Genomic DNA, 24,784 nt, shown 5'->3' on the forward strand with positions numbered 1-24,784 from the left:
CGCAAAAAAAATAATTAGTGGGAGTACTTCTACATGCAAGCGACCAAGCCGACCCATGTCCGCTATTTGATACTGTTCATGCTGTTTGTGGTGACAACGATCAATTACGCCGACCGGGCCACCATCGCCATCGCGGGCTCCAGCCTGCAAAAAGACCTCGGCATCGACGCGGTCACCCTCGGTTACATCTTCTCTGCATTCGGTTGGGCCTACGTGGCCGGGCAAATTCCCGGTGGTTGGCTGCTGGACCGATTCGGTTCGAAAAAAGTCTACGCCCTGAGCATCTTCACCTGGTCCCTGTTCACCGTGCTGCAAGGCTATGTCGGTGAGTTCGGGGTTTCCACTGCCGTGGTTGCGCTGTTCATGCTGCGCTTCCTGGTGGGCCTGGCCGAAGCCCCTTCGTTCCCGGGAAATGCCCGCATCGTGGCCGCGTGGTTTCCTACCGCTGAACGTGGCACGGCTTCGGCGATCTTCAACTCGGCGCAATACTTCGCCACGGTGCTGTTCGCGCCGCTGATGGGTTGGATCGTCTACAGCTTCGGCTGGCAGCACGTGTTTATCGTGATGGGCGTGATCGGCATCGTGTTCTCGCTGATCTGGCTGAAGGTGATCTACAGCCCACGCCAGCACCCGATGATCAACTCCGCCGAACTCGATTACATCGCCGCCAATGGTGCGATGGTCGACATGGATCAGGACAAGGCCAAGGGCAAGAAAACCGACGGCCCCAAGTGGGATTACATCCGCCAGTTGCTGACCAATCGCATGATGCTCGGCGTTTACCTGGGCCAGTACTGCATCAACGGCATCACCTATTTCTTCCTGACTTGGTTCCCGGTGTACCTGGTGCAGGACCGTGGGATGACCATCCTCAAGGCCGGTTTCATCGCCTCGCTGCCAGCGATCTGCGGGTTCATCGGCGGGGTACTGGGCGGGGTGATTTCCGACCACCTGCTGCGCAAGGGCCATTCACTGACCTTCGCCCGCAAGGCACCGATCATCGCCGGCCTGCTGGTTTCCAGCAGCATCATCGCGTGCAACTACGTGGATGTGGAGTGGATGGTCGTAGGCTTCATGGCATTGGCCTTCTTCGGTAAAGGCGTTGGCGCACTCGGCTGGGCGGTGGTGTCCGACACCTCGCCGAAACAAATCGCCGGTCTCAGTGGCGGTCTGTTCAACACCTTCGGTAACCTGGCGTCGATCACCACACCGATCGTGATTGGCTACATCATCAGCACCACCGGTTCGTTCAAATGGGCGTTGGTGTTCGTCGGTGCCAACGCGCTGGTGGCGGTGTTCAGCTATCTGGTCATCGTCGGCCCGATCAAGCGTGTGGTGCTCAAAGAGCCGCCGACCCAGGGCCCTGAGCTGAACAACCTTTCCCAAGCGCATTCCTGAGGGGCGATGTAATGCAGTTGATTGAACATGCCGACTCGCCGCGCTCCATTCGTCTGCACGAGCGCGACAACGTGGTGATCGTGGTCAACGACCAAGGCGTACCGGCCGGGACCGAGTTCCCGGACGGCCTGGTCACCGTGGACTTCATCCCCCAGAGCCACAAAGTGACCCTGGAAGATATCCCTGAAGGTGGCCAGATCATTCGCTACGGCCAGACCATTGGTTACGCCCTCGCGCCGATTCCGCGCGGCAGTTGGGTGCAGGAAGATCAACTGCGCATGCCCACCGCGCCGCCGCTGGACAGCTTGCCGCTGTCCACCGAGGTGCCTGAAGCCCAGGCGCCGCTGGAGGGGTTTACCTTTGAGGGTTACCGCAACGCCGACGGTACCGTGGGCACGCGCAATATCCTTGGTATCACCACCACGGTGCAGTGCGTGACCGGTGTGCTGGACCATGCGGTCAAGCGCATCAAGGACGAGTTGCTGCCCAAGTACCCACACGTCGATGACGTGGTGGCGCTCACCCACAGCTACGGCTGTGGGGTGGCGATCACCGCGACGGACGCCTACATCCCGATCCGCACGGTACGCAACCTGGCACGCAACCCGAACCTGGGTGGCGAAGCCCTGGTGATCAGCCTGGGCTGCGAGAAATTGCAGGCCGGGCAGGTGATGCACGACAACGACAGCTCGGTCGACCTGAGCGAGCCGTGGTTGTACCGGCTACAGGATTCCAGCCACGGTTTTACCGAGATGATCGAACAGATCATGGCGTTGGCCGAGACGCGCTTGAAGAAACTCGACCAGCGCCGTCGGGAAACCGTGCCGGCCTCGGAGCTGATCCTGGGCATGCAGTGCGGCGGCAGCGATGCGTTTTCCGGTATCACGGCCAACCCGGCGCTGGGCTATGCCTCCGACTTGCTGTTGCGGGCGGGGGCGACGGTGATGTTTTCCGAAGTGACTGAAGTCCGCGATGCCATTTACCTGCTGACGTCCCGCGCCGAGAGCGAGGAGGTTGCCCAAGAGCTTGTCAGGGAAATGGACTGGTACGACCGTTACCTGGCCAAGGGCGAAGCAGACCGCAGCGCCAACACCACGCCGGGCAACAAGAAGGGCGGCCTGTCGAATATTGTCGAGAAGTCTCTGGGCTCCATCGTCAAGTCCGGCAGCAGTGCGATCAACGGCGTGCTGGGCCCTGGCGAGCGGTTCAAGGGCAAGGGCCTGATCTTCTGCGCCACGCCGGCCAGCGACTTCGTGTGTGGCACCTTGCAACTGGCGGCAGGGATGAACCTGCATGTGTTCACCACCGGGCGTGGCACGCCTTACGGGCTGGCCATGGCGCCGGTGGTGAAGGTGTCGACGCGCACGGAGTTGGCGCAGCGCTGGCCGGACCTCATCGACATCGACGCCGGACGCATTGCGACCGGGCGCGCGAGTATCGAAGAGTTGGGCTGGGAGTTGTTCCACTTCTACCTGGACGTGGCCAGCGGCAAGAAGCAGACGTGGGCGGAGCATCACAAGCTGCACAACGACATCACCTTGTTCAACCCGGCGCCCATCACCTGAGACCGCCGCGGACCTTGTAGGAGCTGGCTTGCCTGCGATGGCGGGGCGTCAGATACGAACGTATCGACGGGTACACCCCCATCGCAGGCAAGCCAGCTCCCACATTTGATCGGCGTTGCCCGGACGAAGCGGGCTGCATGGCTTATCATTAGCCTCCTAACGACGCTCACCAAGGTTCCCCGGTATGCTGGCAATATTCCTCACCACCCTCACCATCACCGCACCGGTGTTTGCCATGCTGTTCCTGGGGGTGCTGCTCAAGCGTATCGAGTGGATCAACGACAGTTTCATCCACACCGCCTCCTCGCTGGTGTTCAACGTCACCATGCCGGCGTTGCTGTTCCTCGGCATCCTGCATGCCGACCTGCACTCGGCGCTCAAGCCGGGCTTGCTGATCTATTTTGCGGTCGCCACGTTACTCAGCTTCGCCGTGGCCTGGGGTTGGGCGATCTTTCGCTGCAAGTGCGAAGACCGGGGTATCTACACCCAGGGTGCATTTCGCGGCAATAACGGGGTGATCGGCCTGGCGCTGGCCGCCAGCATGTACGGCGACTACGGTATTTCTCTCGGCGCGATCCTCGCGGCGCTGGTGATCCTGTTCTACAACACGCTGTCGACGATCGTGCTGGCGGTGTACAGCCCGGTGATCAAGTCCGACCCGTGGAGCGTTTTCAAGAGTGTCGTGGCCAACCCGTTGATCATCAGCGTGGTCGTGGCCGCGCCGTTCGCCTACTTCCAGATTGGCCTGCCGGGTTGGCTGGAAAAATCCATGCAGTACCTGGCCGACACGACGTTGCCGCTGGCGCTGATCTGCATCGGTGGCACCTTGTCGCTGGCGGCCTTGCGCAAGAGCGGCAGCATGGGGTTGAGCGCAAGCCTGATGAAAATGGTCTGGCTCCCGCTGATTGCCACCCTGGGGGCCTGGCTGCTCGGGTTCCGAGGGCCGGAGCTGGGCATTCTGTTCCTGTACTTCGGCGCGCCGACGGCGGCGGCGAGTTTCGTGATGGCCCGGGCGGCTCAGGGCAATCATGAATTGGCGGCGGCAATCATTGTGATCACCACGCTGATGGCGGCGGTGACCACCAACATCGGGATCTTTGTGTTGCAGGCTGGCGGCTGGATCTGAATGTTGGGGTGTCTTTGAGGGCCAATCGGGAGCAAGCCCCCTCCCACAGCCGACCGCAGTCTCATGTTGGAACTCGGTCAAGTGTGGGAGGGGGCTTGCCCCCGATAGCTACCTAACAATCACTGCTGATCTAACTGATACGCCTCAATCACTTCCTGCGCCGCCCGAAACGCATCGATCGCGGCCGGCACACCGGCATACACCGCGCAATGCAGCAACGCCTCGCGAATCTCTTCGACGCTGCACCCATTGTTCAGCGCACCGCGCACGTGGCCCTTGAGCTCTTGCGGGCACTTGAGCGCAGTGAGTGCGGCGAGGGTGATCAGGCTGCGGGTTTTCAGCGACAGCCCTTCGCGGTTCCACACGCCACCCCACGCATGTTCGTTGACGAAATCCTGCAGCGGCTGGGTGAACTCGGTGGCATTGCCCAGGGCGCGGTCGACGAAAACATCGCCCATCACCTGGCGACGCATCTCAATCCCGGACGTTTTCTGATCGGTCATTGCGACTCCCTCTTGTGCTGGCGGCGCCAGGCTCGCCACGTGCTGAACAGCAGGAATGCCACCAGCGCTGGCAGGACGTAATACAGCATCAGCTGCTCAAGCTTGTTGGCCAACGGCATGCCCGTGGTGAACGCCATCACGTGCAACCCATACGCAACGTACAGCCCCAGTAGCACCAGGCCTTCGGCACGGGTCACGCGATAGCCGGTGTAGAACATCGGCAGGCACAGCACCACGGCCGCGAGCATTACCGGCAGGTCGAAGTCCAGGGCATTGGGCGACACCGACAACGGCGTCGGCGCCACCAGCGCGGTAATGCCGAGCACTCCGAGCAGATTGAACAGGTTGCTGCCGATCACGTTGCCCACGGCGATTTCCCGCTCGCCGCGCAGGGCGGCAATCAGCGAGGTGGCCAGGCAGGGTAGCGAGGTGCCGACGCCGATGAGGGTCAGGCCAATGACCCGCTCTGACAGGCCAAGGTCACCGGCCACGGCCACTGCCGCGCCCAGCAGCAAGTGCCCGGCCACTACCAGAATCAGCAGGCCGCCGAGCATCAGCAACACGCTGCTCAGCCATGGCGCGCGGGCCACGGTGTCCAGCGTGCGTGGGCGGCGCGAATGGCGGGTCTGGTAATGCAGCACGCCCAGATAGGCGGCCAGCGCGACCAGCAGCAGCGAGCCATCGACGGGGGTGAGTTCCTCGTTGCCCGCCAGGATGAACACCAGCAGCGCCGCGATGATCATCACCGGGATATCCAGGCGTACCAGCTGGCGCGAGACCCGCAGCGGAATGACCAGGGCTGACAGGCCCAGGGTCACCAGGATATTGAAGATACTGCTGCCGATCACGCTGCCCACGGCAATGTCAGTGTTGCCGGCCAGGGTGGCTTGGAGGCTGACGGTCATCTGCGGCGCACTGCTGCCGAACGCGACGATGCTCAGGCCGATGATCAGCGGCCGCACCTTCAGGCTGGCGGCCAGGCGCACGGCGGCGCGCACCAGTATTTCGGCGCCGACGATCAGCAGCAGCAAGCCGCTGACCAGTTCCAGCAGGCTCCAGGGGGAGAGGGCGGTCAGTAGTCCGAAGATGGCCGGCGCTCCTTAATTGCCCAGGGCTTGTACGCGCACGCGCGCGGTACCGCTGCTGATCATGCCGAGCTGCTCGGCGGCCTTGCGGGAAAGGTCGATCAAGCGCCCACGGGTATGCGGGCCGCGATCATTGATGCGCACCACCACGGATTTGTCGTTGTTCAGATTGGTGACCTTGACCTGTGTGCCGAACGGCAATTGCCGGTGGGCGGCGGTCAGGGCGTTCTGGTTGAAGGGTTCACCGCTGGCGGTCTTTTTGCCATGGTGCCGGGCGCCGTAGTAGGAGGCGGTGCCGGTCTCGTCGTAGCCATTGGGGTCGACGGGGCCGCTGGCGCAGCCGGCCAGCAGGGAGAACAGGGCCAGGAGGCCGAATAGACGCTTCATTTCCAGGTTATCCCCCTATTACATGTGGGGAGGGGACGTGCCCCCGATAGCGGTGAGTCAGTCAGTGAAATTGCTGGCTGACACACCTTCATCGGGGGCACGCCCCCTCCCACATTAGTCCGAGTCAAGCATGCAATCTGACTCGGACCCTTCATCGCTATCAGCCTTCGAGCTTGCTTTTCAGCAATTCGTTCACCTGTTGCGGGTTGGCCTTGCCTTTGGAGGCTTTCATCGCCTGGCCCACAAAGAAGCCGAACATCTTGCCGCGCTTGGCTTCGTCAGCCGCGCGGTACTGCTCGACCTGCTCGGCGTTGGCCGCGAGCATTTCATCCAGCACGGCCGAGATTGCGCCGCTGTCGGTGACTTGCTTGAGGCCGCGCTTCTCGATGATCTCGTCGGCGCTGCCTTCACCGCTCGCCATCGCTTCAAACACGGTCTTGGCGATTTTGCCGGAGATGGTGTTGTCCTTGATGCGCAGCAGCATGCCGCCCAGTTGCTCGGCGCTCACCGGCGCTTCGTCGATTTCCAGGCCCTGTTTGTTCAACAGGCTGCCCAGCTCGACCATTACCCAGTTGGCCGCCAGCTTGGCGTCACCGGCAATGCTCACGACCTGTTCGAAGTAGTTGGCTTGCTCGCGGCTGGAGGCCAATACGCTGGCATCGTAGACCGACAGGCCGAACTGTTCCTGGAAACGCTCGCGTTTCTGCTGCGGCAGTTCCGGCAGGGTCGCGCGGATGTCGCTGAGGAACGAGTCCTCAAGCACCACCGGCAGCAGGTCCGGGTCGGGGAAGTAACGGTAGTCGTTGGCTTCCTCCTTGCTGCGCATGGCGCGGGTTTCGTCCTTGTTCGGATCGTACAGGCGAGTCTGCTGGATGACCTTGCCGCCGTCTTCGATCAGCTCGATCTGGCGACGCACTTCGCTGTTGATCGCCTTCTCGATGAAACGGAACGAGTTGACGTTCTTGATCTCGCAGCGGGTGCCGTACTCGGCCTGGCCTTTGGGGCGGATCGACACGTTGCAGTCGCAACGCAGCGAGCCTTCGGCCATGTTGCCGTCGCAGATGCCCAGATAACGCACCAGTGCGTGGATCGTTTTCACGTAGGCCACGGCTTCCTTGGCGCTGCGCATGTCCGGCTCGGACACGATCTCCAGCAGCGGCGTGCCAGCACGGTTCAGGTCGATACCGGTGGCGCCCGGGAACTCTTCGTGCAGGCTTTTGCCAGCGTCTTCTTCCAGGTGCGCACGGGTCACGCCGACACGCTTGATGGTGCCGTCTTCCAGCGGGATGTCCAGGTGGCCCTTGCCGACAATCGGCAGTTCCATCTGGCTGATCTGGTAGCCCTTGGGCAGGTCCGGGTAGAAGTAGTTCTTGCGCGCGAACACGTTGTGCTGGCCGATCTCGGCGTCAATCGCCAGGCCGAACATCACCGCCATGCGCACGGCTTCCTGGTTCAGCACCGGCAGTACGCCGGGCATGCCCAGGTCAACCAGGCTGGCCTGGGTGTTGGGCTCGGAGCCGAACGTGGTGGCGCTACCGGAAAAAATCTTCGATTGGGTGGCGAGCTGGGTATGAATCTCCAGCCCGATTACAACTTCCCATTGCATAGTGTCGTCCTCAGAAGCCGGTAGGGGTGCGGGTGTGCCAGTCGGTGTTCAACTGGTACTGGTGCGCCACATTGAGCAGGCGGCCTTCCTGGAAATACGGGGCGAGCAATTGCACGCCTACCGGCAGGCCATCGACGAAACCGGCAGGCATGGACAAGCCCGGCAGGCCCGCGAGGTTGGCGGTGATGGTGTACAGGTCTTCGAGGTACGCAGCCACCGGGTCGCCGTTCTTGGCGCCAAGCTTCCAGGCCGGGTTCGGCGTGGTTGGGCCGAGGATCACGTCGACTTCTTCGAAGGCAGCCATGAAGTCGTTCTTAACCAGGCGACGGATTTTTTGCGCCTTGAGGTAGTACGCATCGTAGTAGCCGGCCGACAGGGCGTAGGCACCCACCATGATCCGGCGCTGCACTTCGGCACCGAAGCCTTCGCCACGGGAGCGCTTGTACAGGTCGGTCAGGTCTTTCGGGTTTTCGCAGCGGTAGCCGAAACGCACGCCGTCGAAACGCGACAGGTTGGAGGAGGCTTCCGCTGGCGCGATCACGTAGTACGCGGGAATCGCGTGCTGGTTGTTCGGCAGGCTGATTTCCTTGATCACGGCGCCCAGGCTTTCCAGCGTCTTGACGCTGTTGTGAACCAGCTCGGCGATGCGGGGGTCGAGACCGGCGCTGAAGTATTCCTTCGGCACGCCGATGCGCAGGCCCTTGATCGAGGTGTTGAGGCTGGCGCTGTAGTCCGGCACCGGCTCGTCGATGCTGGTGGAGTCCTGTTTATCGAACCCTGCCATGCCTTGTAACAAAATCGCGCAGTCTTCTGCAGTGCGTGCCAACGGGCCACCCTGATCGAGGCTGGACGCATAGGCGATCATGCCCCAACGGGAAACGCGACCGTAGGTCGGCTTCAAGCCGGTGAGGTTGGTGAAGGCTGCGGGTTGGCGGATCGAGCCGCCGGTGTCAGTGGCCGTCGCTGCCGGCAGGAAGCGCGCCGCAACGGCGGCAGCCGAACCGCCGGACGAACCGCCAGGCACGTGCTCCAGGTTCCATGGGTTTTTCACTGCGCCGTAGTAGCTCGACTCGTTGGCCGAGCCCATGGCGAATTCGTCCATGTTGGTCTTGCCCAGGGTCACGGCCCCGGCGGCAGCCAGCTTGGACACCACGGTGGCGTCGTAGGGCGCCTTGAAGTTGTCGAGCATCTTCGAGCCGCAGCTGGTGCGAATGCCCTGGGTGCAGAACAGGTCCTTGTGGGCGATTGGGGCACCCAGCAGCGCGCCGTTCTCACCGTTGGCGCGACGTGCGTCGGCGGCCTTGGCCTGGCTCAGCGCCAGCTCTTCGGTGAGGCTGATGAAGCTGTTGACCTGTGGATCGAGCTCGGCGATGCGCGCGAGCAGGGTCTTGGTCAGCTCTTCGGAAGAAAACTTTTTGTCGGCGAGACCGCGGGCGATCTCGGCCAGAGTCATGTGATGCATGAAAGGCTCTTTCCCTATTAGTCGATGACTTTCGGTACCAGGTACAGGCCGTTTTCGACCGCTGGTGCGATGGACTGGTAGGCCTCGCGATTATTGCTTTCGGTCACGACGTCTGCGCGCAGGCGCTGGCTGGCTTCCAGCGGGTGAGCCAGGGGCTCGATGCCGTCGGTATTCACGGCCTGCATTTGGTCAACCAGCCCGAGAATGCTGTTCAGGGCTTCGGTGGTGCGTGGAATATCGCCATCATTGAGGCCAAGCGAGGCCAGATGCGCGATTTTTTCCACGTCGGAGCGTTCAAGCGCCATGGGGATTCTCCAGTGGAAAACGGAACGGAGGGCGTCCGTGTGTTAGATTGTCGGAACACTACCGCATTTCTACGGTCATATGGCCGCGATTGTGGGGGTTGGTGCACAGAAAGTCGGCCAATTTAGCACATTGGCGCCTTGCCCAAAATCCCTGTCGTTGTTAGAGTTTGCCGCACTTTTTTACCCACGCGTTGCCTAGGGTCCTTTCCCCATGTTCAAGAAACTGCGTGGCATGTTTTCCAGCGATCTTTCCATTGACCTGGGCACTGCCAACACCCTTATTTACGTGCGCGAGCGCGGTATCGTTCTGAATGAGCCATCGGTTGTGGCCATTCGGACCCATGGTAATCAGAAAAGTGTCGTTGCCGTTGGCACCGAGGCCAAGCGCATGCTCGGCCGTACACCAGGCAATATTGCTGCCATTCGTCCGATGAAAGACGGCGTGATCGCCGACTTCAGCGTCTGCGAGAAGATGCTGCAGTACTTCATCAACAAAGTTCACGAAAACAGTTTCCTGCAGCCCAGCCCTCGTGTGCTGATCTGCGTTCCGTGCAAGTCCACCCAGGTGGAGCGTCGTGCCATCCGTGAATCGGCCCTTGGCGCCGGTGCCCGCGAAGTGTTCCTGATCGAAGAGCCAATGGCTGCCGCGATCGGTGCCGGCCTGCCGGTTGAAGAAGCGCGCGGTTCGATGGTGGTGGATATCGGTGGGGGTACCACTGAGATTGCCCTGATCTCCCTGAACGGTGTGGTGTATGCCGAATCCGTCCGAGTGGGCGGCGACCGTTTCGACGAAGCGATCATCACTTATGTACGTCGTAACTACGGCAGCCTGATCGGTGAATCCACCGCCGAGCGCATCAAGCAGGAAATCGGTACCGCTTACCCGGGCGGCGAAGTGCGCGAAGTCGATGTGCGCGGTCGCAACCTGGCCGAAGGCGTGCCACGTGCGTTCACCCTGAACTCCAATGAAGTGCTGGAAGCTCTGCAAGAGTCCCTGGCCACCATCGTTCAGGCTGTGAAGAGCGCCCTGGAGCAATCGCCGCCGGAACTGGCTTCCGACATCGCCGAACGCGGCCTGGTGTTGACCGGTGGTGGCGCCTTGCTGCGCGACCTCGACAAGCTGCTGGCCCAGGAAACCGGCCTGCCGGTGATCGTCGCCGAAGACCCGCTGACCTGCGTTGCCCGTGGCGGTGGTCGTGCACTGGAAATGATGGATAAACACACCATGGACCTGCTCTCCAGCGAATAAGCCGGTTGAGCGGTTCATGCTTGGCCAGCAGGCAGCACTTTGCAGTGCTGCCTGTTGGCGTTTATCTTCTTCAATCTGCATCCAGGCCGGTTAGATGCCGTATGAATAAAGAAAACATTTGCCTGGGAGGAGCGGCTTATTAAACCGCTTTTTACCAAAGGCCCCTCATTGGGCGTGCGCTTGTTGGTGCTGGTCGTGCTTTCGGTCGCGCTGATGGTGGTCGATGCCCGCTTTGCACTGCTCAAGCCTGTGCGTAGCCAGATGTCGCTGGTGTTGATGCAGACCTACTGGATCACCGACCTGCCGCAACGACTGTTCCAGGGCGTGGCCAGCCAGTTTGGCAGCCGCACCGAACTGGTGGCCGAAAACGAAAAGCTCAAGACCGAAAACCTGCTGTTGCAGGGGCGCATGCAGAAGCTGGCGGCCCTCACCGAGCAGAACGTTCGGCTGCGTGAGTTGCTCAATTCTTCCGCGCTGGTCAACGAGAAGGTCGAAGTGGCCGAGTTGATCGGCATGGACCCCAACCCCTTCACCCATCGCATCATCATCAACAAGGGTGAGCGCGACGGTGTGGTGCTCGGTCAGCCGGTGCTCGATGCCCGTGGCCTGATGGGCCAGGTGGTCGAGCTGATGCCTTACACCTCACGGGTATTGCTGCTGACGGACACCACCCACAGCATTCCGGTGCAGGTGAACCGCAACGGCCTGCGAGCGATTGCCAGCGGTACCGGCAACCCCGAGCGCCTGGAGCTGCGCCACGTGGCCGACACTGCCGATATCAAGGAAGGCGACCTGCTGGTCAGTTCCGGCCTTGGTCAGCGTTTCCCGGCAGGGTACCCGGTGGCGACGGTGAAGGAAGTGATCCACGATTCCGGCCAGCCTTTCGCGATTGTGCGTGCCGTGCCTACCGCCGCCCTGAACCGCAGCCGCTACCTGCTGCTGGTATTCAGTGACAACCGCACCGCCGAAGAGCGCGCCAACGACGCCGCCCAGGCCCAGGAAGCGGAAGACCAGAAGAACGGTATCGTGCCGACCCTGCCAGCCACCGTGCCCAAGCCTGCCACGCCAGCCCCGGCGCCGGTACCTGCTGCCGCCCCCGCGGCGGTTGCCCCCGTTGCCACCCCGGTCAAGCCTGCGGCCAGCGCAGCTCACCCAGTGAAGCCCGCTGCCACCAAGCTACCAGCGACCACCACGCCCGCGGTGAAACCGCCCGCTGCAGCGCCAACCACCACCATGCGGCAGAGGGAGGAATAATGGCCAGTACTCATTCTCGCAATGGCTGGATGGTCTGGCTGACGTTCGCCATCGGCCTGCTGCTCAGCGTCTCGCCCTTGCCACAGTTCATGGAGATCCTGCGTCCGCTCTGGCTGGCGCTGCTCCTGGCATTCTGGGCATTGAACCTGCCGCATAAGGTCGGCATGGTCACGGCGATGTTCCTGGGCTTGGCGGAAGATGTGCTCTATGGCACCTTGCTGGGCCAGAACGCGTTGATCCTGACCCTCATCACCTTCCTGGTGCTGTCGTTGCAGCAGCGTTTGCGCATGTTCCCGATGTGGCAGCAAAGCCTGGTGATCCTGGTGATCTTCGGCCTGGCGCAGCTGGTGCAATTGTGGCTCAGTGCATTGACTGGCAATCGCCAACCAACGCTGGCGCTGGTATTGCCGGCGCTGGTCAGTGCGTTGTTGTGGCCCTGGATCAGCTTTGGCCTGCGCGGTTTACGTCGACGCTATAAAATCAATTGAATGGATTGCGAGGCTCTGCCTGGTTATCAAACACTACAGGGAGAGTCTGCAATGAATTCGCTTTATCTGGCCTCGGGCTCTCCGAGGCGGCGTGAACTGCTGACGCAGATCGGTGTGCCCTTCACCGTGGTCAGCGCGGCTATCGATGAAACCCCCCTTGCTGATGAATCCGACGTTTCCTACGTCGAGCGCCTCGCGCGCGGCAAGGCAGCGGCGGGTTTGGCTGCGCTTGGGAATAGCGTCGGTGCTTGCGTGCTGGGCGCCGATACCGCCGTGATTGTCGATAGCAAGATCCTCGGCAAACCGGTGGACCAGGCTGACGCACTGGCGATGTTGATGGCCTTGTCGGGTCGTGAACATGAGGTGCTGACCGCCATCGCCCTGGCGGATGGCCAGCGTTGCGAGACAGTTTGTGTAAGCAGTCGTGTACGGTTTCGTGACGTCAGCGTCGAGGAGGCGACCGCGTACTGGCACAGCGGCGAACCCCAGGACAAGGCGGGCGGCTATGCTATCCAAGGGCTTGGATCGGTGTTTGTTGCCGGGCTCAATGGCAGTTATTCCGCCGTCGTTGGCTTGCCCGTGTGCGAAACCGCGCAACTGCTCCAGCATTTCGGCATACCCTGTTGGCAACACCTTACCGCGCGCTGAACGCCTTGCTCCAGCGCCCAGCCCTAAGCGATCGGTCACTATTGTGAAAACGCCTGAACGAGACCCAGCCATGAGTGAAGAGATTCTGATCAATATCACGCCGATGGAATCGCGCGTGGCGGTGGTAGAGAACGGTGTTCTGCAAGAAGTGCATGTCGAGCGCACTCAGAAGCGCGGGATCGTCGGCAACATCTATAAAGGCAAGGTGGTGCGCGTATTGCCGGGCATGCAGGCGGCGTTCGTCGACATTGGCCTGGACCGCGCCGCGTTTATCCATGCTTCGGAAATCTCCCTGCGTGAAGGGCCCGCGGTGGAAAGCATCAGCGCGCTGGTGCACGAAGGGCAGAGCCTGGTGGTGCAAGTCACCAAGGACCCCATCGGTTCCAAAGGCGCACGGCTGACCACGCAACTGTCGATACCGTCGCGTTACCTCGTGTACATGCCGCGCACCGCGCACGTCGGTATTTCCCTGAAGATCGAAGACGAAGGCGAGCGTGATCGCCTGAAAAAGGTGGTCAGCGACTGCGTGGCTGCCGAGGGGATCAAGGAAGCAGGCGGCTTTATCCTGCGCACTGCCGCCGAGGGCGCCGGTGCCGATGAAATCCTCATGGACATCCGCTACCTGCGGCGCCTGTGGGACCAGATTGGCATCCAGATCAAAACGATCGGCGCCCCCAGCGTCATCTACGAGGACCTTGGCCTGGCCCTGCGCACCCTGCGCGACCTGGTCAGCCCGAAGATTGAGAAAATTCGCATCGACTCGCGGGAAACCTTCCAGCGCACCACGCAATTTGTCGCCGAGCTGATGCCGGAAATTGCCGACCGCCTGGAACACTACCCTGGCGAGCGGCCGATCTTCGACCTGTACGGCGTCGAAGACGAAATCCAGAAAGCCCTGGAACGCAAGGTGCCGCTCAAGTCCGGTGGTTACCTGGTGGTCGATCCGGCGGAGGCCATGACCACCATCGACGTCAACACCGGTGCGTTCGTGGGCCATCGCAACCTCGAGGAGACCATCTTCAAGACCAACCTCGAAGCGGCCACCGCGATTGCCCGTCAATTGCGCCTGCGCAACCTGGGCGGCATCATCATCATCGACTTCATCGACATGGAGGATGAAGAGCACCAACGCCAGGTGTTGCGTACCCTCGAAAAGCAATTGGAGCGCGATCACGCCAAGACCAACATCATCGGCATCACCGAGTTGGGCCTGGTGCAGATGACCCGCAAGCGCACCCGCGAAAGCCTGGAGCAAGTGCTGTGCGAACCCTGCAGCAGTTGCCAGGGACGCGGCAAGTTGAAGACCCCGGAAACCGTTTGCTACGAGATTTTCCGAGAAATCCTGCGAGAGGCGCGGGCCTACCAGGCCGAAGGTTACAGGGTGCTTGCCAACCAGAAAGTGGTCGACCGGTTGCTGGATGAAGAGTCCGGCAACGTCGCGGAGCTGGAGGGGTTTATCGGACGCACGATTCGTTTCCAGGTCGAAACCATGTATTCCCAGGAACAATACGACGTGGTGCTGCTCTGATCCCCATTCGCTTACTTTTGACTGCCTTGAGGGTCGCCTGACATGGAGCGTCTGAAACGCTTTTTTGCCGCCCTGACCCGTTGGGGCCTGGGCCTCTGTGCGTTGCTGCTGGTACTGGCAGCGGTGTACGTGAGCCTGGGGCGCGAGTTGACCCCGCTGGTGGCCGAATATCGCGCCGAAGTCGAAGCCAGGGCCCAGGCGGCGGCTGAGGCGCCGTTGCAGATCGGCAGCCTTGAAGGTCGCTGGAGTGGCTTCGCGCCCGTGTTGCTGGCCCATGACGTAATGGTGGGCGAGGGCAGCAGTGCCGTGCGCCTGGACCAGGTCGAAGTGGTGCCGGATATCTGGGCCAGCCTGATGGCGCGCGAGGTGCGTATCGCCCACCTGCGCGTCAGCGGCTTGCAGCTCAGCGCCCGCGAAGACAAGGACGGCCACTGGACGCTGCAGGGCCTGCCGACGCTGCAGGACGACCAGCCGCTGGACCCCGAGCAAGTGCTCACGCGCATGCAGAGGGTCAAGCGCGTGTCGCTGCTCGACAGCCAAGTGACCCTTCAGCCGTTCGACCAGGCTCCGCTGACCCTGACCTACGTAGGCCTGAGCCTGCACACCGGCATGACCCAGCAACGCCTGGACGCACGCCTGACCTTGCCCGATGGCCAGCCGTTGGCGGTGAGCCTGCGCAGCCGCATTCGTGCCAGCCAATGGAAGGAAGGCGCGTTCCAGGCCTACCTGAGCCTGCCTCAGAGCGATTGGGCCAAGTGGATCCCGGCCAGGCTGACGCAACAGTGGAAACTGACCCAATTCAAGGCCGGCGGCGAGTTCTGGCTGAGCTGGGCCAAGGGCACCGTACAAAGTGCAGCGGTACGCCTCAATTCGCCGCAGGTGAAGGGCAGCTACGCCGAGCGCAAGCCGGTGCACATCGAAAACCTTGCGCTTACCGCCTACCTGCAGCGCAGTGAAACCGGCCTCAAGGTCCTGTTCGATTCGCTGGCGATGAACCTCGGTGAAACCCGCTGGGAATCGCGTGTGCAGTTGCAGCAGACGCTGGCGACCGACAAGGATCAGGAGGTCTGGAAGCTGCAGGCCGACCGCCTGGACCTCACCCCCATCACGCCGTTGCTCAACGCCCTGGCCCCTTTGCCAGAAGGGTTTGCCAAGACCGTCGAACACCTCAAGGCCACTGGCCTGTTGCGCAATGTGCTGGTGGACGTCCGGCCGCAGGATAGCACCGATCGTAAAGTCAGCTTCGCCGCCAACCTGGAGCGCGTCGGCTTTGACGCCTATTTCGGCGCGCCGGCCGCGCGTAACGTATCCGGCAGCATCAGCGGCGACCTCGGCCAGGGCGAGTTGCGCATGGACAGCAAGGATTTTTCCCTGCACCTGGACCCGATCTTCGCCAAGCCCTGGCAGTACATCCAGGCCAATGCGCGTCTGACCTGGAAGTTGGACAAACAAGGTTTCACCCTGATCGCGCCGTATATCAAGGTGCTGGGTGAAGAGGGCAAGGTGGCCGCCGACTTCCTGATCCGCCTGCACTTCGATCACAGCCAGGAAGACTACATGGACCTGCGGGTCGGCATGGTCGATGGCGACGGCCGCTTCACCCCCAAATACCTGCCGGCGGTGTTGAGCCCGGCGCTGGATGAGTGGTTGCGAACGGCGATCCTGAAAGGTGCCGTCGACGAAGGCTTCTTCCAGTACCAGGGCTCGCTCAACCACGGCGCGTTGCCGGCTTCGCGCAATATCAGCCTGTTCTTCAAGGTGCACGACGCCGAATTGGCATTCCAGCCGGGCTGGCCCCATGTGAGCAAGGTCAAGGGCGAAGTGTTCGTCGAGGAGAGCGGCGTGCGCATCCTGGCGAGCAAGGGCCAGTTGCTCGACACCAAGGTCAAGGACGTCTACGTCAATATTCCCCACGCGCCTGCGGGCAGCGACAGTCACTTGCTGCTCACCGGTGGTTTCGCCGGCGGCCTGGGCGATGGCCTGAAGATCCTGCAGGAAGCGCCGATCGGCACCGCGTCGACCTTCGCCGGTTGGAAAGGCGAGGGCGACCTGCAAGGCAGCCTGGACCTGGATATCCCGCTGGCCAAGGGCACCGAGCCGAAAATCGTGGTGGACTTCAAGACCGACAAGGCCCGCCTGCAATTGGCCGAACCCACCCTGGACCTGACCCAGCTCAAGGGTGATTTCCGTTTCGACAGCGCCAAGGGCCTCAGTGGCCAGAACATCACCGCCCAGGCGTTCGACCGGCCGATCACTGCGCAGATCTTCGCTGACGGCAAGCCGGGCAACATCAGCACGCGGGTGACCGCCAAGGGGCAGGTGACGGTCAAGCGGCTGACGGACTGGCTGAAAGTGGCCCAGCCCCTGCCGGTGTCTGGCGACATCCCGTATCAGCTGCAATTGAACCTGGACGGAGCCGACAGCCAATTAATGGTCAGTTCCAACCTCAAGGGCGTGGCGGTGGACTTGCCGGCGCCGTTCGGCATGCCGGCCAGCCAGGGTCGCGACAGTGTATTTCGCATGACCTTGCAGGGCGCCGAGCGCCGGTACTGGTTCGATTACGGTGAACTGGCGAACTTCACCTTTGCCGCGCCACCGGACAACTTCAATGACGGGCGTGGCGAATTGTTTCTCGGTGATGGCGATGCCGTGCTGCCGGGTGGCAAGGGCTTGCGTATTCGTGGCGTGCTTTCGGAGCTGGATGTCGACCCATGGCGAAAATTGGTCAGCCAGTATGCCGGCGACGACCCGGGTGGCAGTGCCAAGCAATTGCTCAGCGGCGCTGACTTCAAGGTCGGCACGCTCACGGGGTTTGGCACCCGCTTTGATCAGGTCAGCCTGCAACTGAACCGCAAGCCTGCCGCCTGGGATCTGCAACTCGACAGCCAGCAGGCCAAGGGCAAGGTGAACTTGCCGGACGCCAAGGGCGCGCCGATTGCGATCAACCTGCAGTACGTGAAGTTACCGGCGCCGGACCCTGGCGTGCAGGCCGACGAAAACGCGCCGGACCCACTCGCCGATGTCGATCCCAAGGCCATTCCGGCGCTGGATATCGCCATTGACCAGTTGTTCCAGGGCCCTGACCTGATAGGTGCGTGGTCGCTGAAGATCCGGCCGACCGCCAAGGGCATGGCCTTCAACAGCCTGGACCTGGGCTTGAAGGGCATGCAGCTCAAGGGGGCCGGTGGTTGGGAAGGCGCGGTGGGCGACAGCAGCAGTTGGTACAAGGGCCGCCTGGACGGCAAGAACATTGGCGATGTGCTCAAGGGTTGGGGCTTTGCGCCTACGGTTACCAGCCAGGACTTCCACCTGGATGTAGACGGTCGCTGGCCGGGTTCGCCGGCTTATGTCGGGCCCAAGCGCTTCTCCGGCAGCCTGGATGCATCGTTCCGCACCGGACAGTTCGTTGAAGTCGACGGGGGCGCCCAGGCTTTGCGGGTGTTTGGCCTGCTGAACTTCAACTCCATTGGCCGTCGCCTGCGCCTGGACTTCTCCGACCTGTTGGGCAAGGGCTTGAGTTATGACCGGGTCAAGGGCTTGCTGGCGGCCAGTAATGGCGTGTTTGTCACCCGTGAGCCCATCACCATGACCGGGCCATCGACCAACCTGGAACTTAACGGCACCCTTGACCTGGTGGCCGATCGCGTCGATGCCAAGCTGCTGGTGACGCTGCCGGTGACCAACAATTTGCCGATTGCTGCGCTGATCGTCGGGGCGCCGGCGATTGGCGGCGCCTTGTTCCTGATCGACAAGTTGATCGGCGACCGGGTTTCGCGTTTCGCCAGCGTGCAATACAAAGTGGAAGGGCCGTGGAAAGACCCGAAAATCACTTTCGACAAGCCATTTGAAAAACCAAACTGAGAGCCTGTGGAGTAGCATGGCTGCACGCCCATGACGGAGAGTCGGCCCATGTCCCTTGCGGTAATTCAAATGGTCAGCCAGAGCGATGTGCTGGCCAACCTGGCCCAGGCCCGGCGCTTGCTGGAGCAAGCCGCCCTGGCGGGTGCCAAGCTGGCCGTGTTGCCAGAGAACTTCGCAGCCATGGGCCGGCGCGACGTGGCCGACATCGGCCGTGCCGAGGCGTTGGGCGAAGGTCCGATCCTGCCATGGTTGAAACAGACCGCCCGCGACCTCACTTTATGGATAGTGGCAGGCACGTTGCCATTGCCGCCAGAGGGGCAGCCGCACGGCAAGTCGAACGCCTGCTCGCTGCTGGTCGATGACCGGGGCGAAATCGTTGCCCGTTACGACAAGCTGCACCTGTTCGATGTCGATGTCGCCGATGCCCGTGGTCGATATCGCGAATCCGACGACTATGCTTTCGGGAGCAACTTGGTGGTGGCGGACACACCGGTAGGGCGTTTGGGCCTGACCGTGTGTTATGACCTGCGCTTTCCCGAGCTGTACAGCGAGTTGCGTGCAGCCGGAGCCGAATTGATTACCGCGCCTTCGGCGTTTACCGCGGTGACCGGCGCAGCGCACTGGGACGTGCTGATTCGCGCGCGGGCCATCGAGACTCAGTGCTACCTGCTGGCGGCTGCCCAGGGCGGCGTGCACCCGGGGCCTCGTGAAACCTATGGCCACGCGGCGATTGTCGACCCCTGGGGGCAGGTGCTGACACAACAGGATCAAGGCGAAGCGGTGTTGCTGGCCGAACGCGATAGCACTGAACAAGCGTCGATACGGACGCGCATGCCGGTGGTCAACCATCGGCGCTTTTTCTCGCAGGGCGCACAGCGGCCTGCCTCGGAACGATGAATTTAAGGCCAAACCTATGAGCGAGTTGTTGTCCTCAGTCAGTGAACACCTCCTGGCACCCGGTGGCGTGACCATCGAAAGCTTGCAAACCGTGCTGGGCGATCTCGCCGGGCCGGGTATCGACGCTGCCGACCTGTATTTCCAGGGGCAGATTTCCGAGTCCTGGGTCCTCGAAGACGGCATCGTCAAGGAAGGCAGCTTCAACCTTGACCAGGGCGTGGGCGTGCGTGCGCAATCCGGGGAAAAAACCGGTTTTGCCTACAGCAATGCCATCACCCTGGAGGCCTTGGGCCTGGCGGCGCGCGCTGCGCGCTCGATCTCCCGGGCCGGTCAGAATGGCACGGTGCAGGCGTTCAGCACCCAGGACGTGGCGCAGTTATATGCGCCGGATAACCCCCTGGAAGTGCTCAGCCGCGCCGAAAAGGTCGAACTGCTCAAGCGCATCGACGTCGCGACGCGCGCGCTGGACCCGCGTATCCAGCAAGTCAGCGTGAGCCTGTCCGGGGTGTGGGAGCGCATTCTGGTGGCATCCACCGATGGCGGCCTAGCCGCGGATGTGCGGCCACTGGTGCGCTTCAACGTCAGTGTGATCGTCGAGCAGAACGGCCGCCGCGAGCGCGGTGGCCATGGCGGCGGCGGGCGTACCGACTACCGTTATTTCCTCACCGACGATCGTGCCATGGGTTATGCCCGTGAAGCGCTGCGCCAGGCCCTGGTGAACCTGGAAGCCATTCCGGCGCCGGCGGGGACGTTGCCAGTGGTATTGGGATCGGGCTGGTCCGGCGTGCTGCTGCATGAAGCCGTCGGCCATGGCCTGGAAGGTGACTTCAACCGCAAAGGCAGCTCGGCCTACAGCGGGCGCATGGGCGAAATGGTTGCGTCCAAGCTGTGCACCATCGTTGATGACGGCACCCTGGCCGGTCGCCGTGGCTCGCTGAGCGTGGACGACGAGGGCACGCCGACCGAGTGCACCACCCTGATCGAAAACGGCGTACTCAAGGGCTACATGCAGGACAAGCTCAACGCCCGCCTGATGGGTGTGGCGCGCACCGGTAACGGCCGCCGCGAATCCTATGCGCACCTGCCGATGCCGCGCATGACCAACACCTACATGCTCGGTGGCGAAAGCGACCCGGCGGAAATCATTGCCTCGGTAAAACGTGGCATCTACTGCGCCAACCTCGGCGGCGGCCAGGTGGATATCACCAGTGGCAAGTTCGTGTTCTCCACGAGCGAGGCGTACCTGATCGAAGACGGCAAGATTACCGCGCCGGTCAAAGGGGCGACGCTGATTGGCAACGGGCCGGAGGCCATGAGCAAGGTGTCGATGGTCGGCAACGACTTGGCGCTGGACAGTGGCGTGGGCGTGTGTGGCAAGGATGGGCAGTCGGTGCCGGTGGGGGTCGGCCAGCCAACGCTGAAGATCGATGCGATCACCGTGGGTGGCACGGGCGCGTAGGAAAGGTGGAGCTTCGGGTGGCGAAAGTCGCCACCCGGGGAAGAGGATCAGCGCAGGCCGCGTTGAGTCTCGTCCAGCTCTCGGATGTACTTGAAGATTTTACGGCTGGTGGCCGGCGCCTTGTTATGCGCCAGCTCGTGCTGGGCCTGACGGATCAGGGAGCGCAATTGCTGGCGGTCCGCGTCCGGGTAGTCCATCACGAATTTCTCCAGCACCGCGTCATCGCCCGCGATCAGGCGGTCACGCCAACGTTCCAGGTTATGGAAGCGTTCGTTGTACTGGCGAGTGGAGGCATCGGTTTGATCGAGCAGGGTCAGGATGGCGTCAATGTCCTGATCGCGCATGAGCTTGCCGATAAACGAGATGTGCCGTTTACGCGCGATATTCGCGGTGTGCTTGGGTGCATCCGCAAGCGCCCGACGCATTTCGTCGGTCAATGGCAGTTTCGCAATCAAGTCTTTTTTGAGCGTTGTAAGGCGCTCGCCGAGGTCAACCAGCGCATGCAGCTCGCGTTTGACCTGGGTTTTGCTTTTCTCCCCATCGAGGGAGTCGTCGTAAGAATCAACCATGGTGGCAGTCCGCAAAGAAACGCCGCCATGATAACCAGTCGGGGGCCGCTTGTCCGGCCCGGTCGCTCGATGGCCTTAACCGAAAGCAGAATTTGAGTGGAGAAAACCATGAGTGCAGCCCAAAGCGTCGGTCCACAAGCGTTACCGGCACTGCAGGAACAAGTCGAGCAGATCCTTGCCGAGGCCAAGCGCCAGGGGGCCAGTGCCTGCGAAGTGGCGGTGTCTCTGGAGCAGGGGCTGTCGACGTCGGTGCGTCAGCGTGAAGTGGAAACCGTCGAATTCAACCGCGACCAGGGCTTCGGCATCACGTTGTACGTGGGTCAGCGCAAAGGCTCGGCGAGCACCTCGGCCAGTGGTCCGGACGCGATTCGTGAAACCGTGGCCGCCGCCCTGGCCATCGCCAAGCACACATCTGAGGACGAAAGCTCGGGGCTGGCCGACAAGGCGCTGATGGCCAAGGACTTGAAGGATTTCGATCTGTTTCACGTCTGGGACATTACGCCGGAGCAGGCCATTGAAAAGGCCTTGGTTTGCGAAGCCGCGGCGTTCGATGCCGATGCCCGCATCAAGAACGCTGATGGCACCACGTTGAGCACTCATCAGGGCTGTCGCGTGTACGGCAACAGCCATGGTTTTATCGGTGGGTATGCGTCCACGCGCCATAGCCTGAGCTGCGTGATGATCGCCGAAGCCAACGGCCAGATGCAGCGCGATTACTGGTATGACGTGAGCCGCCAGGGCGAATTGCTGGCGGACCCGGTGAGCATTGGCCAGCGTGCCGCGCAACGTGCGGCGAGCCGCTTGGGCGCGCGCCCGGTGCCGACGTGTGAAGTGCCGGTGTTGTTTTCTGCAGAACTGGCCGGTGGCCTGTTCGGCAGTTTCCTGGGGGCGATTTCCGGCGGCAATCTGTACCGCAAGTCATCTTTCCTGGAAGGCGCCATCGGGCAGAAGCTGTTCCCGGAGTGGTTGACCATCGATGAGCGTCCACACCTGATGCGCGCCATGGGCAGTTCGGCATTCGACGGTGATGGCCTTGCGACTTACGCCAAACCGTTCGTCGAAAAGGGTGAGCTGGTGTCCTACATTCTTGGGACTTACTCAGGTCGCAAGCTCGGTCTGCCCAGCACGGCCAACTCCGGTGGCGTGCACAACCTGTTCGTCACCCATGGTGACGAAGACCAGGCGGCGCTGCTTCGGCGCATGGGGCGTGGCTTGCTGGTCACCGAGTTGATGGGCCATGGCCTGAATATGGTCACTGGCGATTATTCCCGTGGCGCCGCGGGTTTCTGGGTCGAAAACGGCGAGATTCAATTTGCCGTCCAGGAAGTGACCATTGCCGGCAACATGCGCGACATGTTCAAGCAGATCGTCGCGGTGGGGAATGATCTCGAGCTGCGCAGCAATATTCGCACCGGCTCGGTATTGATTGAGCGGATGACGGTCGCAGGCAGCTAAGTCCTCCCAGGCTTCACCCAAAAAAGGCGCGCCATCTCCAGGATGGCGCGCCTTTTTTCATGCCTGAAGCTCAGAGGGATTAATCTGCCACTCTTGTTTTGATTCTTAATATCATTTAATAATAAATATCATTACCGAATGAGTGTGGATCATGAGTTCTGTCCTGCATGAGGATCCTTACCTGGAGAGCTGGCGCTGGATGGGTCGCCAGATTCGCTGCGGCCTCAACCCCAACGAGCCGCGCCTGATCGAGCATTACCTCAATGAGGGCCGATACCTGGCGTGCTGCACCGCGACTCATCCCTGGACGATCGCTGAAACCTCATTCCGCCTGCTGATGGACACCGCCACTGATATCGCCCTGCCGTGGCACTGGCGGTCCAGCTGTCTCGACCAGGCTTGGCGCCCGTTGCGCGACCTGGAAAAACTCTCCCAGTGTGCCTGCCGCCTCAAGCGCTGGCAGACCTTTGCCTGGCAATTGGCGACCTGCGAATTGCTGCCCTCACTTTCTGTTTCTGACCTGGTGCAAGGATCTAACGATGAGTAACACCCGTATCGAACGCGACAGCATGGGCGAACTGCAAGTGCCGGCCGAGGCCCTGTATGGCGCACAGACCCAGCGCGCGGTGAACAACTTCCCGATCAGTCATCAACGCATGCCCGCGCAATTCATTCGCGCGCTGATCCTGGCCAAGGCTGCTGCGGCCAAGGTCAACGTCGACCTCGAGCAAATCAGCGCAGGGCAGGGCAAGGCGATTGTCGACGCCGCCCAAGGCCTGCTGGAAGGCGATTTCATGCAGCACTTCCCGGTGGATATTTTCCAGACCGGTTCCGGCACCAGTTCCAACATGAACGCCAACGAAGTCATCGCGACCCTTGCCAGCCGCTTGCTGGGCGAGACCGTCAACCCCAACGACCACGTGAACTGCGGCCAGAGCAGCAACGACATCATCCCCACCACCATTCACGTCAGCGCTGCGCTGGTGCTGCATGAGCAGACACTGCCGGCCCTGGAGCACTTGGTGCAGGTGATCGAGCGCAAGGCACAGGATGTCCATCCGTTCATCAAGACCGGCCGTACCCACCTGATGGACGCCATGCCGGTGCGCATGAGCCAGGTCCTCAACGGTTGGGCCCAGCAGCTCAAGGCCAATATCGGCCATCTGGAAGACCTGCTGCCCGCCTTGCAGTCACTGGCCCAGGGCGGGACGGCGGTCGGCACCGGGATCAACGCTCATCCGGAATTTTCCGCTCGGTTCAGCCAACAGCTGAGCAGCCTGACTGAGGTGAAATTCACCCCGGGCACCAACCTGTTTGCCCTGATCGGCTCCCAGGACACTGCCGTTGCGGTGTCCGGCCAACTGAAAGCGGTAGCCGTGTCATTGATGAAAATTGCCAATGACCTGCGCTGGATGAACTCCGGCCCGCTCGCCGGCCTGGGTGAAATCGAGCTGGAAGGCCTGCAGCCTGGCTCCTCGATCATGCCCGGCAAGGTCAACCCGGTGATCCCGGAAGCCACCGCGATGGTTGCCGCGCAAGTCATCGGCAATGACACGGTGATTACGGTGGCGGGGCAATCCGGCAACTTCGAGCTCAACGTGATGCTGCCCATCATCGCCCAGAACCTGCTGAGCAGCCTGGAGTTGCTGGCCAATTCCAGCCGCTTGCTGGCGGACAAGGCGATTGCCAGCTTCAAGGTCAACGAGGCCAAACTCAAGGAAGCGCTGTCGCGCAACCCGATCCTGGTGACCGCCCTCAACCCGATCATTGGTTACCAAAAGGCCGCTGAAATCGCCAAGAAGGCCTATCAGCAGGGCCGTCCGGTGATTGACGTTGCACTGGAGCATACCGACCTGCCCCGCAGCCAGCTGGAAGTCCTGCTGGACCCGGAAAAGCTCACGGCTGGCGGCGTGTAATCCCTCACCCTGCTTTGGAGGCT

21 protein-coding genes are annotated in these 24,784 nt (G+C 62.0%); 14 read left to right on the forward strand and 7 right to left on the reverse strand.

Translation table 11 applies throughout. The features are described from left to right. Nucleotides 1-33: 33 nt before the first annotated feature. From CQ041_RS00365 to CQ041_RS00375, 3 genes are all read left to right on the forward strand, one after another. Nucleotides 34-1,398, forward strand: a complete 1,365-nt coding sequence (locus CQ041_RS00365; RefSeq protein WP_105520905.1) for an MFS transporter — start codon at nt 34-36, stop codon at nt 1,396-1,398. An 11-nt stretch (nt 1,399-1,409) separates the two neighbouring features. Next, nucleotides 1,410-2,963 carry a galactarate dehydratase gene (gene garD / locus CQ041_RS00370; protein ID WP_105520904.1) on the forward strand — a complete coding sequence of 518 codons (1,554 nt, stop codon included), beginning with the start codon at nt 1,410-1,412 and terminating at the stop codon, nt 2,961-2,963. Between the two features lie 184 nt (nt 2,964-3,147). Then, nucleotides 3,148-4,089 carry an AEC family transporter gene (locus CQ041_RS00375; RefSeq protein ID WP_105520903.1) on the forward strand — a complete coding sequence of 314 codons (942 nt, stop codon included), beginning with the start codon at nt 3,148-3,150 and terminating at the stop codon, nt 4,087-4,089. 119 nt (nt 4,090-4,208) lie between these two features. On the opposite strand, the gene CQ041_RS00380 is transcribed toward CQ041_RS00375, so the two are convergent. From CQ041_RS00380 to gatC, 6 genes are all read right to left on the reverse strand, one after another. Beyond that, nucleotides 4,209-4,592, reverse strand: coding sequence for a carboxymuconolactone decarboxylase family protein (locus CQ041_RS00380; protein ID WP_105520902.1), 384 nt, complete (start codon nt 4,590-4,592; stop codon nt 4,209-4,211). After that, nucleotides 4,589-5,635 (reverse strand): calcium/sodium antiporter, encoded by a 1,047-nt coding sequence (locus tag CQ041_RS00385; RefSeq protein WP_105520901.1) that lies wholly within the window; start codon nt 5,633-5,635, stop codon nt 4,589-4,591. Before CQ041_RS00385 ends, CQ041_RS00380 begins: the two co-directional genes overlap by 4 nt. Before the next feature lie 57 nt (nt 5,636-5,692). Continuing rightward, entirely contained in the window at nt 5,693-6,064 is a 372-nt protein-coding gene (locus CQ041_RS00390; RefSeq protein WP_105520900.1) for a septal ring lytic transglycosylase RlpA family protein, read from the reverse strand. Nucleotides 6,065-6,224: 160 nt separating this feature from the next. Then, nucleotides 6,225-7,670, reverse strand: coding sequence for an Asp-tRNA(Asn)/Glu-tRNA(Gln) amidotransferase subunit GatB (gene gatB / locus CQ041_RS00395; protein WP_105520899.1), 1,446 nt, complete (start codon nt 7,668-7,670; stop codon nt 6,225-6,227). Between the two features lie 10 nt (nt 7,671-7,680). Next, complete coding sequence (gene gatA / locus CQ041_RS00400; protein ID WP_105520898.1) at nt 7,681-9,132, reverse strand: Asp-tRNA(Asn)/Glu-tRNA(Gln) amidotransferase subunit GatA; 1,452 nt, start codon at nt 9,130-9,132, stop codon at nt 7,681-7,683. 17 nt (nt 9,133-9,149) lie between these two features. Next, on the reverse strand, nt 9,150-9,437 hold the full coding sequence (gene gatC / locus CQ041_RS00405) for an Asp-tRNA(Asn)/Glu-tRNA(Gln) amidotransferase subunit GatC (RefSeq protein ID WP_105520897.1): 288 nt from the start codon (nt 9,435-9,437) through the stop codon (nt 9,150-9,152). Nucleotides 9,438-9,648: 211 nt separating this feature from the next. Between gatC and mreB the strand changes: the two genes are divergently transcribed. The 8 genes from mreB to tldD all read left to right on the forward strand — a co-directional run bounded on the left by mreB (nt 9,649) and on the right by tldD (nt 20,821). After that, nucleotides 9,649-10,686: a rod shape-determining protein MreB gene (gene mreB / locus CQ041_RS00410; protein WP_002555108.1), complete on the forward strand. Its 1,038-nt coding sequence runs from the start codon at nt 9,649-9,651 to the stop codon at nt 10,684-10,686. Nucleotides 10,687-10,824: 138 nt separating this feature from the next. Next, complete coding sequence (gene mreC / locus CQ041_RS00415; RefSeq protein WP_105520896.1) at nt 10,825-11,940, forward strand: rod shape-determining protein MreC; 1,116 nt, start codon at nt 10,825-10,827, stop codon at nt 11,938-11,940. Then, complete coding sequence (gene mreD / locus CQ041_RS00420; protein ID WP_105520895.1) at nt 11,940-12,428, forward strand: rod shape-determining protein MreD; 489 nt, start codon at nt 11,940-11,942, stop codon at nt 12,426-12,428. The genes mreC and mreD overlap by 1 nt, the downstream gene beginning before the upstream one ends. A gap of 51 nt (nt 12,429-12,479) precedes the next feature. Then, nucleotides 12,480-13,076: a nucleoside triphosphate pyrophosphatase gene (locus CQ041_RS00425; RefSeq protein ID WP_105520894.1), complete on the forward strand. Its 597-nt coding sequence runs from the start codon at nt 12,480-12,482 to the stop codon at nt 13,074-13,076. 70 nt (nt 13,077-13,146) lie between these two features. Continuing rightward, nucleotides 13,147-14,604 (forward strand): ribonuclease G, encoded by a 1,458-nt coding sequence (gene rng / locus CQ041_RS00430; RefSeq protein WP_105520893.1) that lies wholly within the window; start codon nt 13,147-13,149, stop codon nt 14,602-14,604. 42 nt (nt 14,605-14,646) lie between these two features. After that, nucleotides 14,647-18,465 carry a YhdP family protein gene (locus CQ041_RS00435; RefSeq protein ID WP_105520892.1) on the forward strand — a complete coding sequence of 1,273 codons (3,819 nt, stop codon included), beginning with the start codon at nt 14,647-14,649 and terminating at the stop codon, nt 18,463-18,465. A gap of 48 nt (nt 18,466-18,513) precedes the next feature. After that, nucleotides 18,514-19,362, forward strand: coding sequence for a carbon-nitrogen hydrolase family protein (locus CQ041_RS00440; RefSeq protein WP_105520891.1), 849 nt, complete (start codon nt 18,514-18,516; stop codon nt 19,360-19,362). 16 nt (nt 19,363-19,378) lie between these two features. Then, nucleotides 19,379-20,821: a metalloprotease TldD gene (gene tldD, locus CQ041_RS00445; protein ID WP_105520890.1), complete on the forward strand. Its 1,443-nt coding sequence runs from the start codon at nt 19,379-19,381 to the stop codon at nt 20,819-20,821. A 47-nt stretch (nt 20,822-20,868) separates the two neighbouring features. Here tldD and yjgA read toward each other — a convergent pair whose 3' ends face one another. Further along, nucleotides 20,869-21,390 carry a ribosome biogenesis factor YjgA gene (gene yjgA / locus CQ041_RS00450; protein WP_105520889.1) on the reverse strand — a complete coding sequence of 174 codons (522 nt, stop codon included), beginning with the start codon at nt 21,388-21,390 and terminating at the stop codon, nt 20,869-20,871. Between the two features lie 108 nt (nt 21,391-21,498). Between yjgA and pmbA the strand changes: the two genes are divergently transcribed. The 3 genes from pmbA to CQ041_RS00465 all read left to right on the forward strand — a co-directional run bounded on the left by pmbA (nt 21,499) and on the right by CQ041_RS00465 (nt 24,761). Next, entirely contained in the window at nt 21,499-22,845 is a 1,347-nt protein-coding gene (pmbA, locus tag CQ041_RS00455; RefSeq protein WP_105520888.1) for a metalloprotease PmbA, read from the forward strand. A gap of 151 nt (nt 22,846-22,996) precedes the next feature. Further along, nucleotides 22,997-23,392, forward strand: a complete 396-nt coding sequence (locus CQ041_RS00460) for a FagA protein (RefSeq protein WP_105520887.1) — start codon at nt 22,997-22,999, stop codon at nt 23,390-23,392. Continuing rightward, entirely contained in the window at nt 23,385-24,761 is a 1,377-nt protein-coding gene (locus CQ041_RS00465; protein WP_105520886.1) for a lyase family protein, read from the forward strand. The genes CQ041_RS00460 and CQ041_RS00465 overlap by 8 nt, the downstream gene beginning before the upstream one ends. Nucleotides 24,762-24,784: the final 23 nt, after the last annotated feature.

The organism is Pseudomonas sp. MYb60, assembly GCF_002979555.1.
GTDB lineage: Bacteria > Pseudomonadota > Gammaproteobacteria > Pseudomonadales > Pseudomonadaceae > Aquipseudomonas.

Coding starts and splice junctions, on each gene's coding strand:
- mreD (WP_105520895.1), top strand. CDS start 11,940: ATGGCCAGTACTCATTCTCGCAATGGCTGGATGGTCTGGCTGACGTTC.
- mreB (WP_002555108.1), top strand. CDS start 9,649: ATGTTCAAGAAACTGCGTGGCATGTTTTCCAGCGATCTTTCCATTGAC.
- gatA (WP_105520898.1), bottom strand. CDS start 9,132: ATGCATCACATGACTCTGGCCGAGATCGCCCGCGGTCTCGCCGACAAA.
- CQ041_RS00425 (WP_105520894.1), top strand. CDS start 12,480: ATGAATTCGCTTTATCTGGCCTCGGGCTCTCCGAGGCGGCGTGAACTG.
- rng (WP_105520893.1), top strand. CDS start 13,147: ATGAGTGAAGAGATTCTGATCAATATCACGCCGATGGAATCGCGCGTG.
- CQ041_RS00435 (WP_105520892.1), top strand. CDS start 14,647: ATGGAGCGTCTGAAACGCTTTTTTGCCGCCCTGACCCGTTGGGGCCTG.
- CQ041_RS00465 (WP_105520886.1), top strand. CDS start 23,385: ATGAGTAACACCCGTATCGAACGCGACAGCATGGGCGAACTGCAAGTG.
- CQ041_RS00440 (WP_105520891.1), top strand. CDS start 18,514: ATGTCCCTTGCGGTAATTCAAATGGTCAGCCAGAGCGATGTGCTGGCC.
- gatC (WP_105520897.1), bottom strand. CDS start 9,437: ATGGCGCTTGAACGCTCCGACGTGGAAAAAATCGCGCATCTGGCCTCG.
- CQ041_RS00375 (WP_105520903.1), top strand. CDS start 3,148: ATGCTGGCAATATTCCTCACCACCCTCACCATCACCGCACCGGTGTTT.
- CQ041_RS00380 (WP_105520902.1), bottom strand. CDS start 4,592: ATGACCGATCAGAAAACGTCCGGGATTGAGATGCGTCGCCAGGTGATG.
- garD (WP_105520904.1), top strand. CDS start 1,410: ATGCAGTTGATTGAACATGCCGACTCGCCGCGCTCCATTCGTCTGCAC.
- CQ041_RS00460 (WP_105520887.1), top strand. CDS start 22,997: ATGAGTTCTGTCCTGCATGAGGATCCTTACCTGGAGAGCTGGCGCTGG.
- CQ041_RS00365 (WP_105520905.1), top strand. CDS start 34: ATGCAAGCGACCAAGCCGACCCATGTCCGCTATTTGATACTGTTCATG.
- tldD (WP_105520890.1), top strand. CDS start 19,379: ATGAGCGAGTTGTTGTCCTCAGTCAGTGAACACCTCCTGGCACCCGGT.
- pmbA (WP_105520888.1), top strand. CDS start 21,499: ATGAGTGCAGCCCAAAGCGTCGGTCCACAAGCGTTACCGGCACTGCAG.
- gatB (WP_105520899.1), bottom strand. CDS start 7,670: ATGCAATGGGAAGTTGTAATCGGGCTGGAGATTCATACCCAGCTCGCC.
- yjgA (WP_105520889.1), bottom strand. CDS start 21,390: ATGGTTGATTCTTACGACGACTCCCTCGATGGGGAGAAAAGCAAAACC.
- CQ041_RS00390 (WP_105520900.1), bottom strand. CDS start 6,064: ATGAAGCGTCTATTCGGCCTCCTGGCCCTGTTCTCCCTGCTGGCCGGC.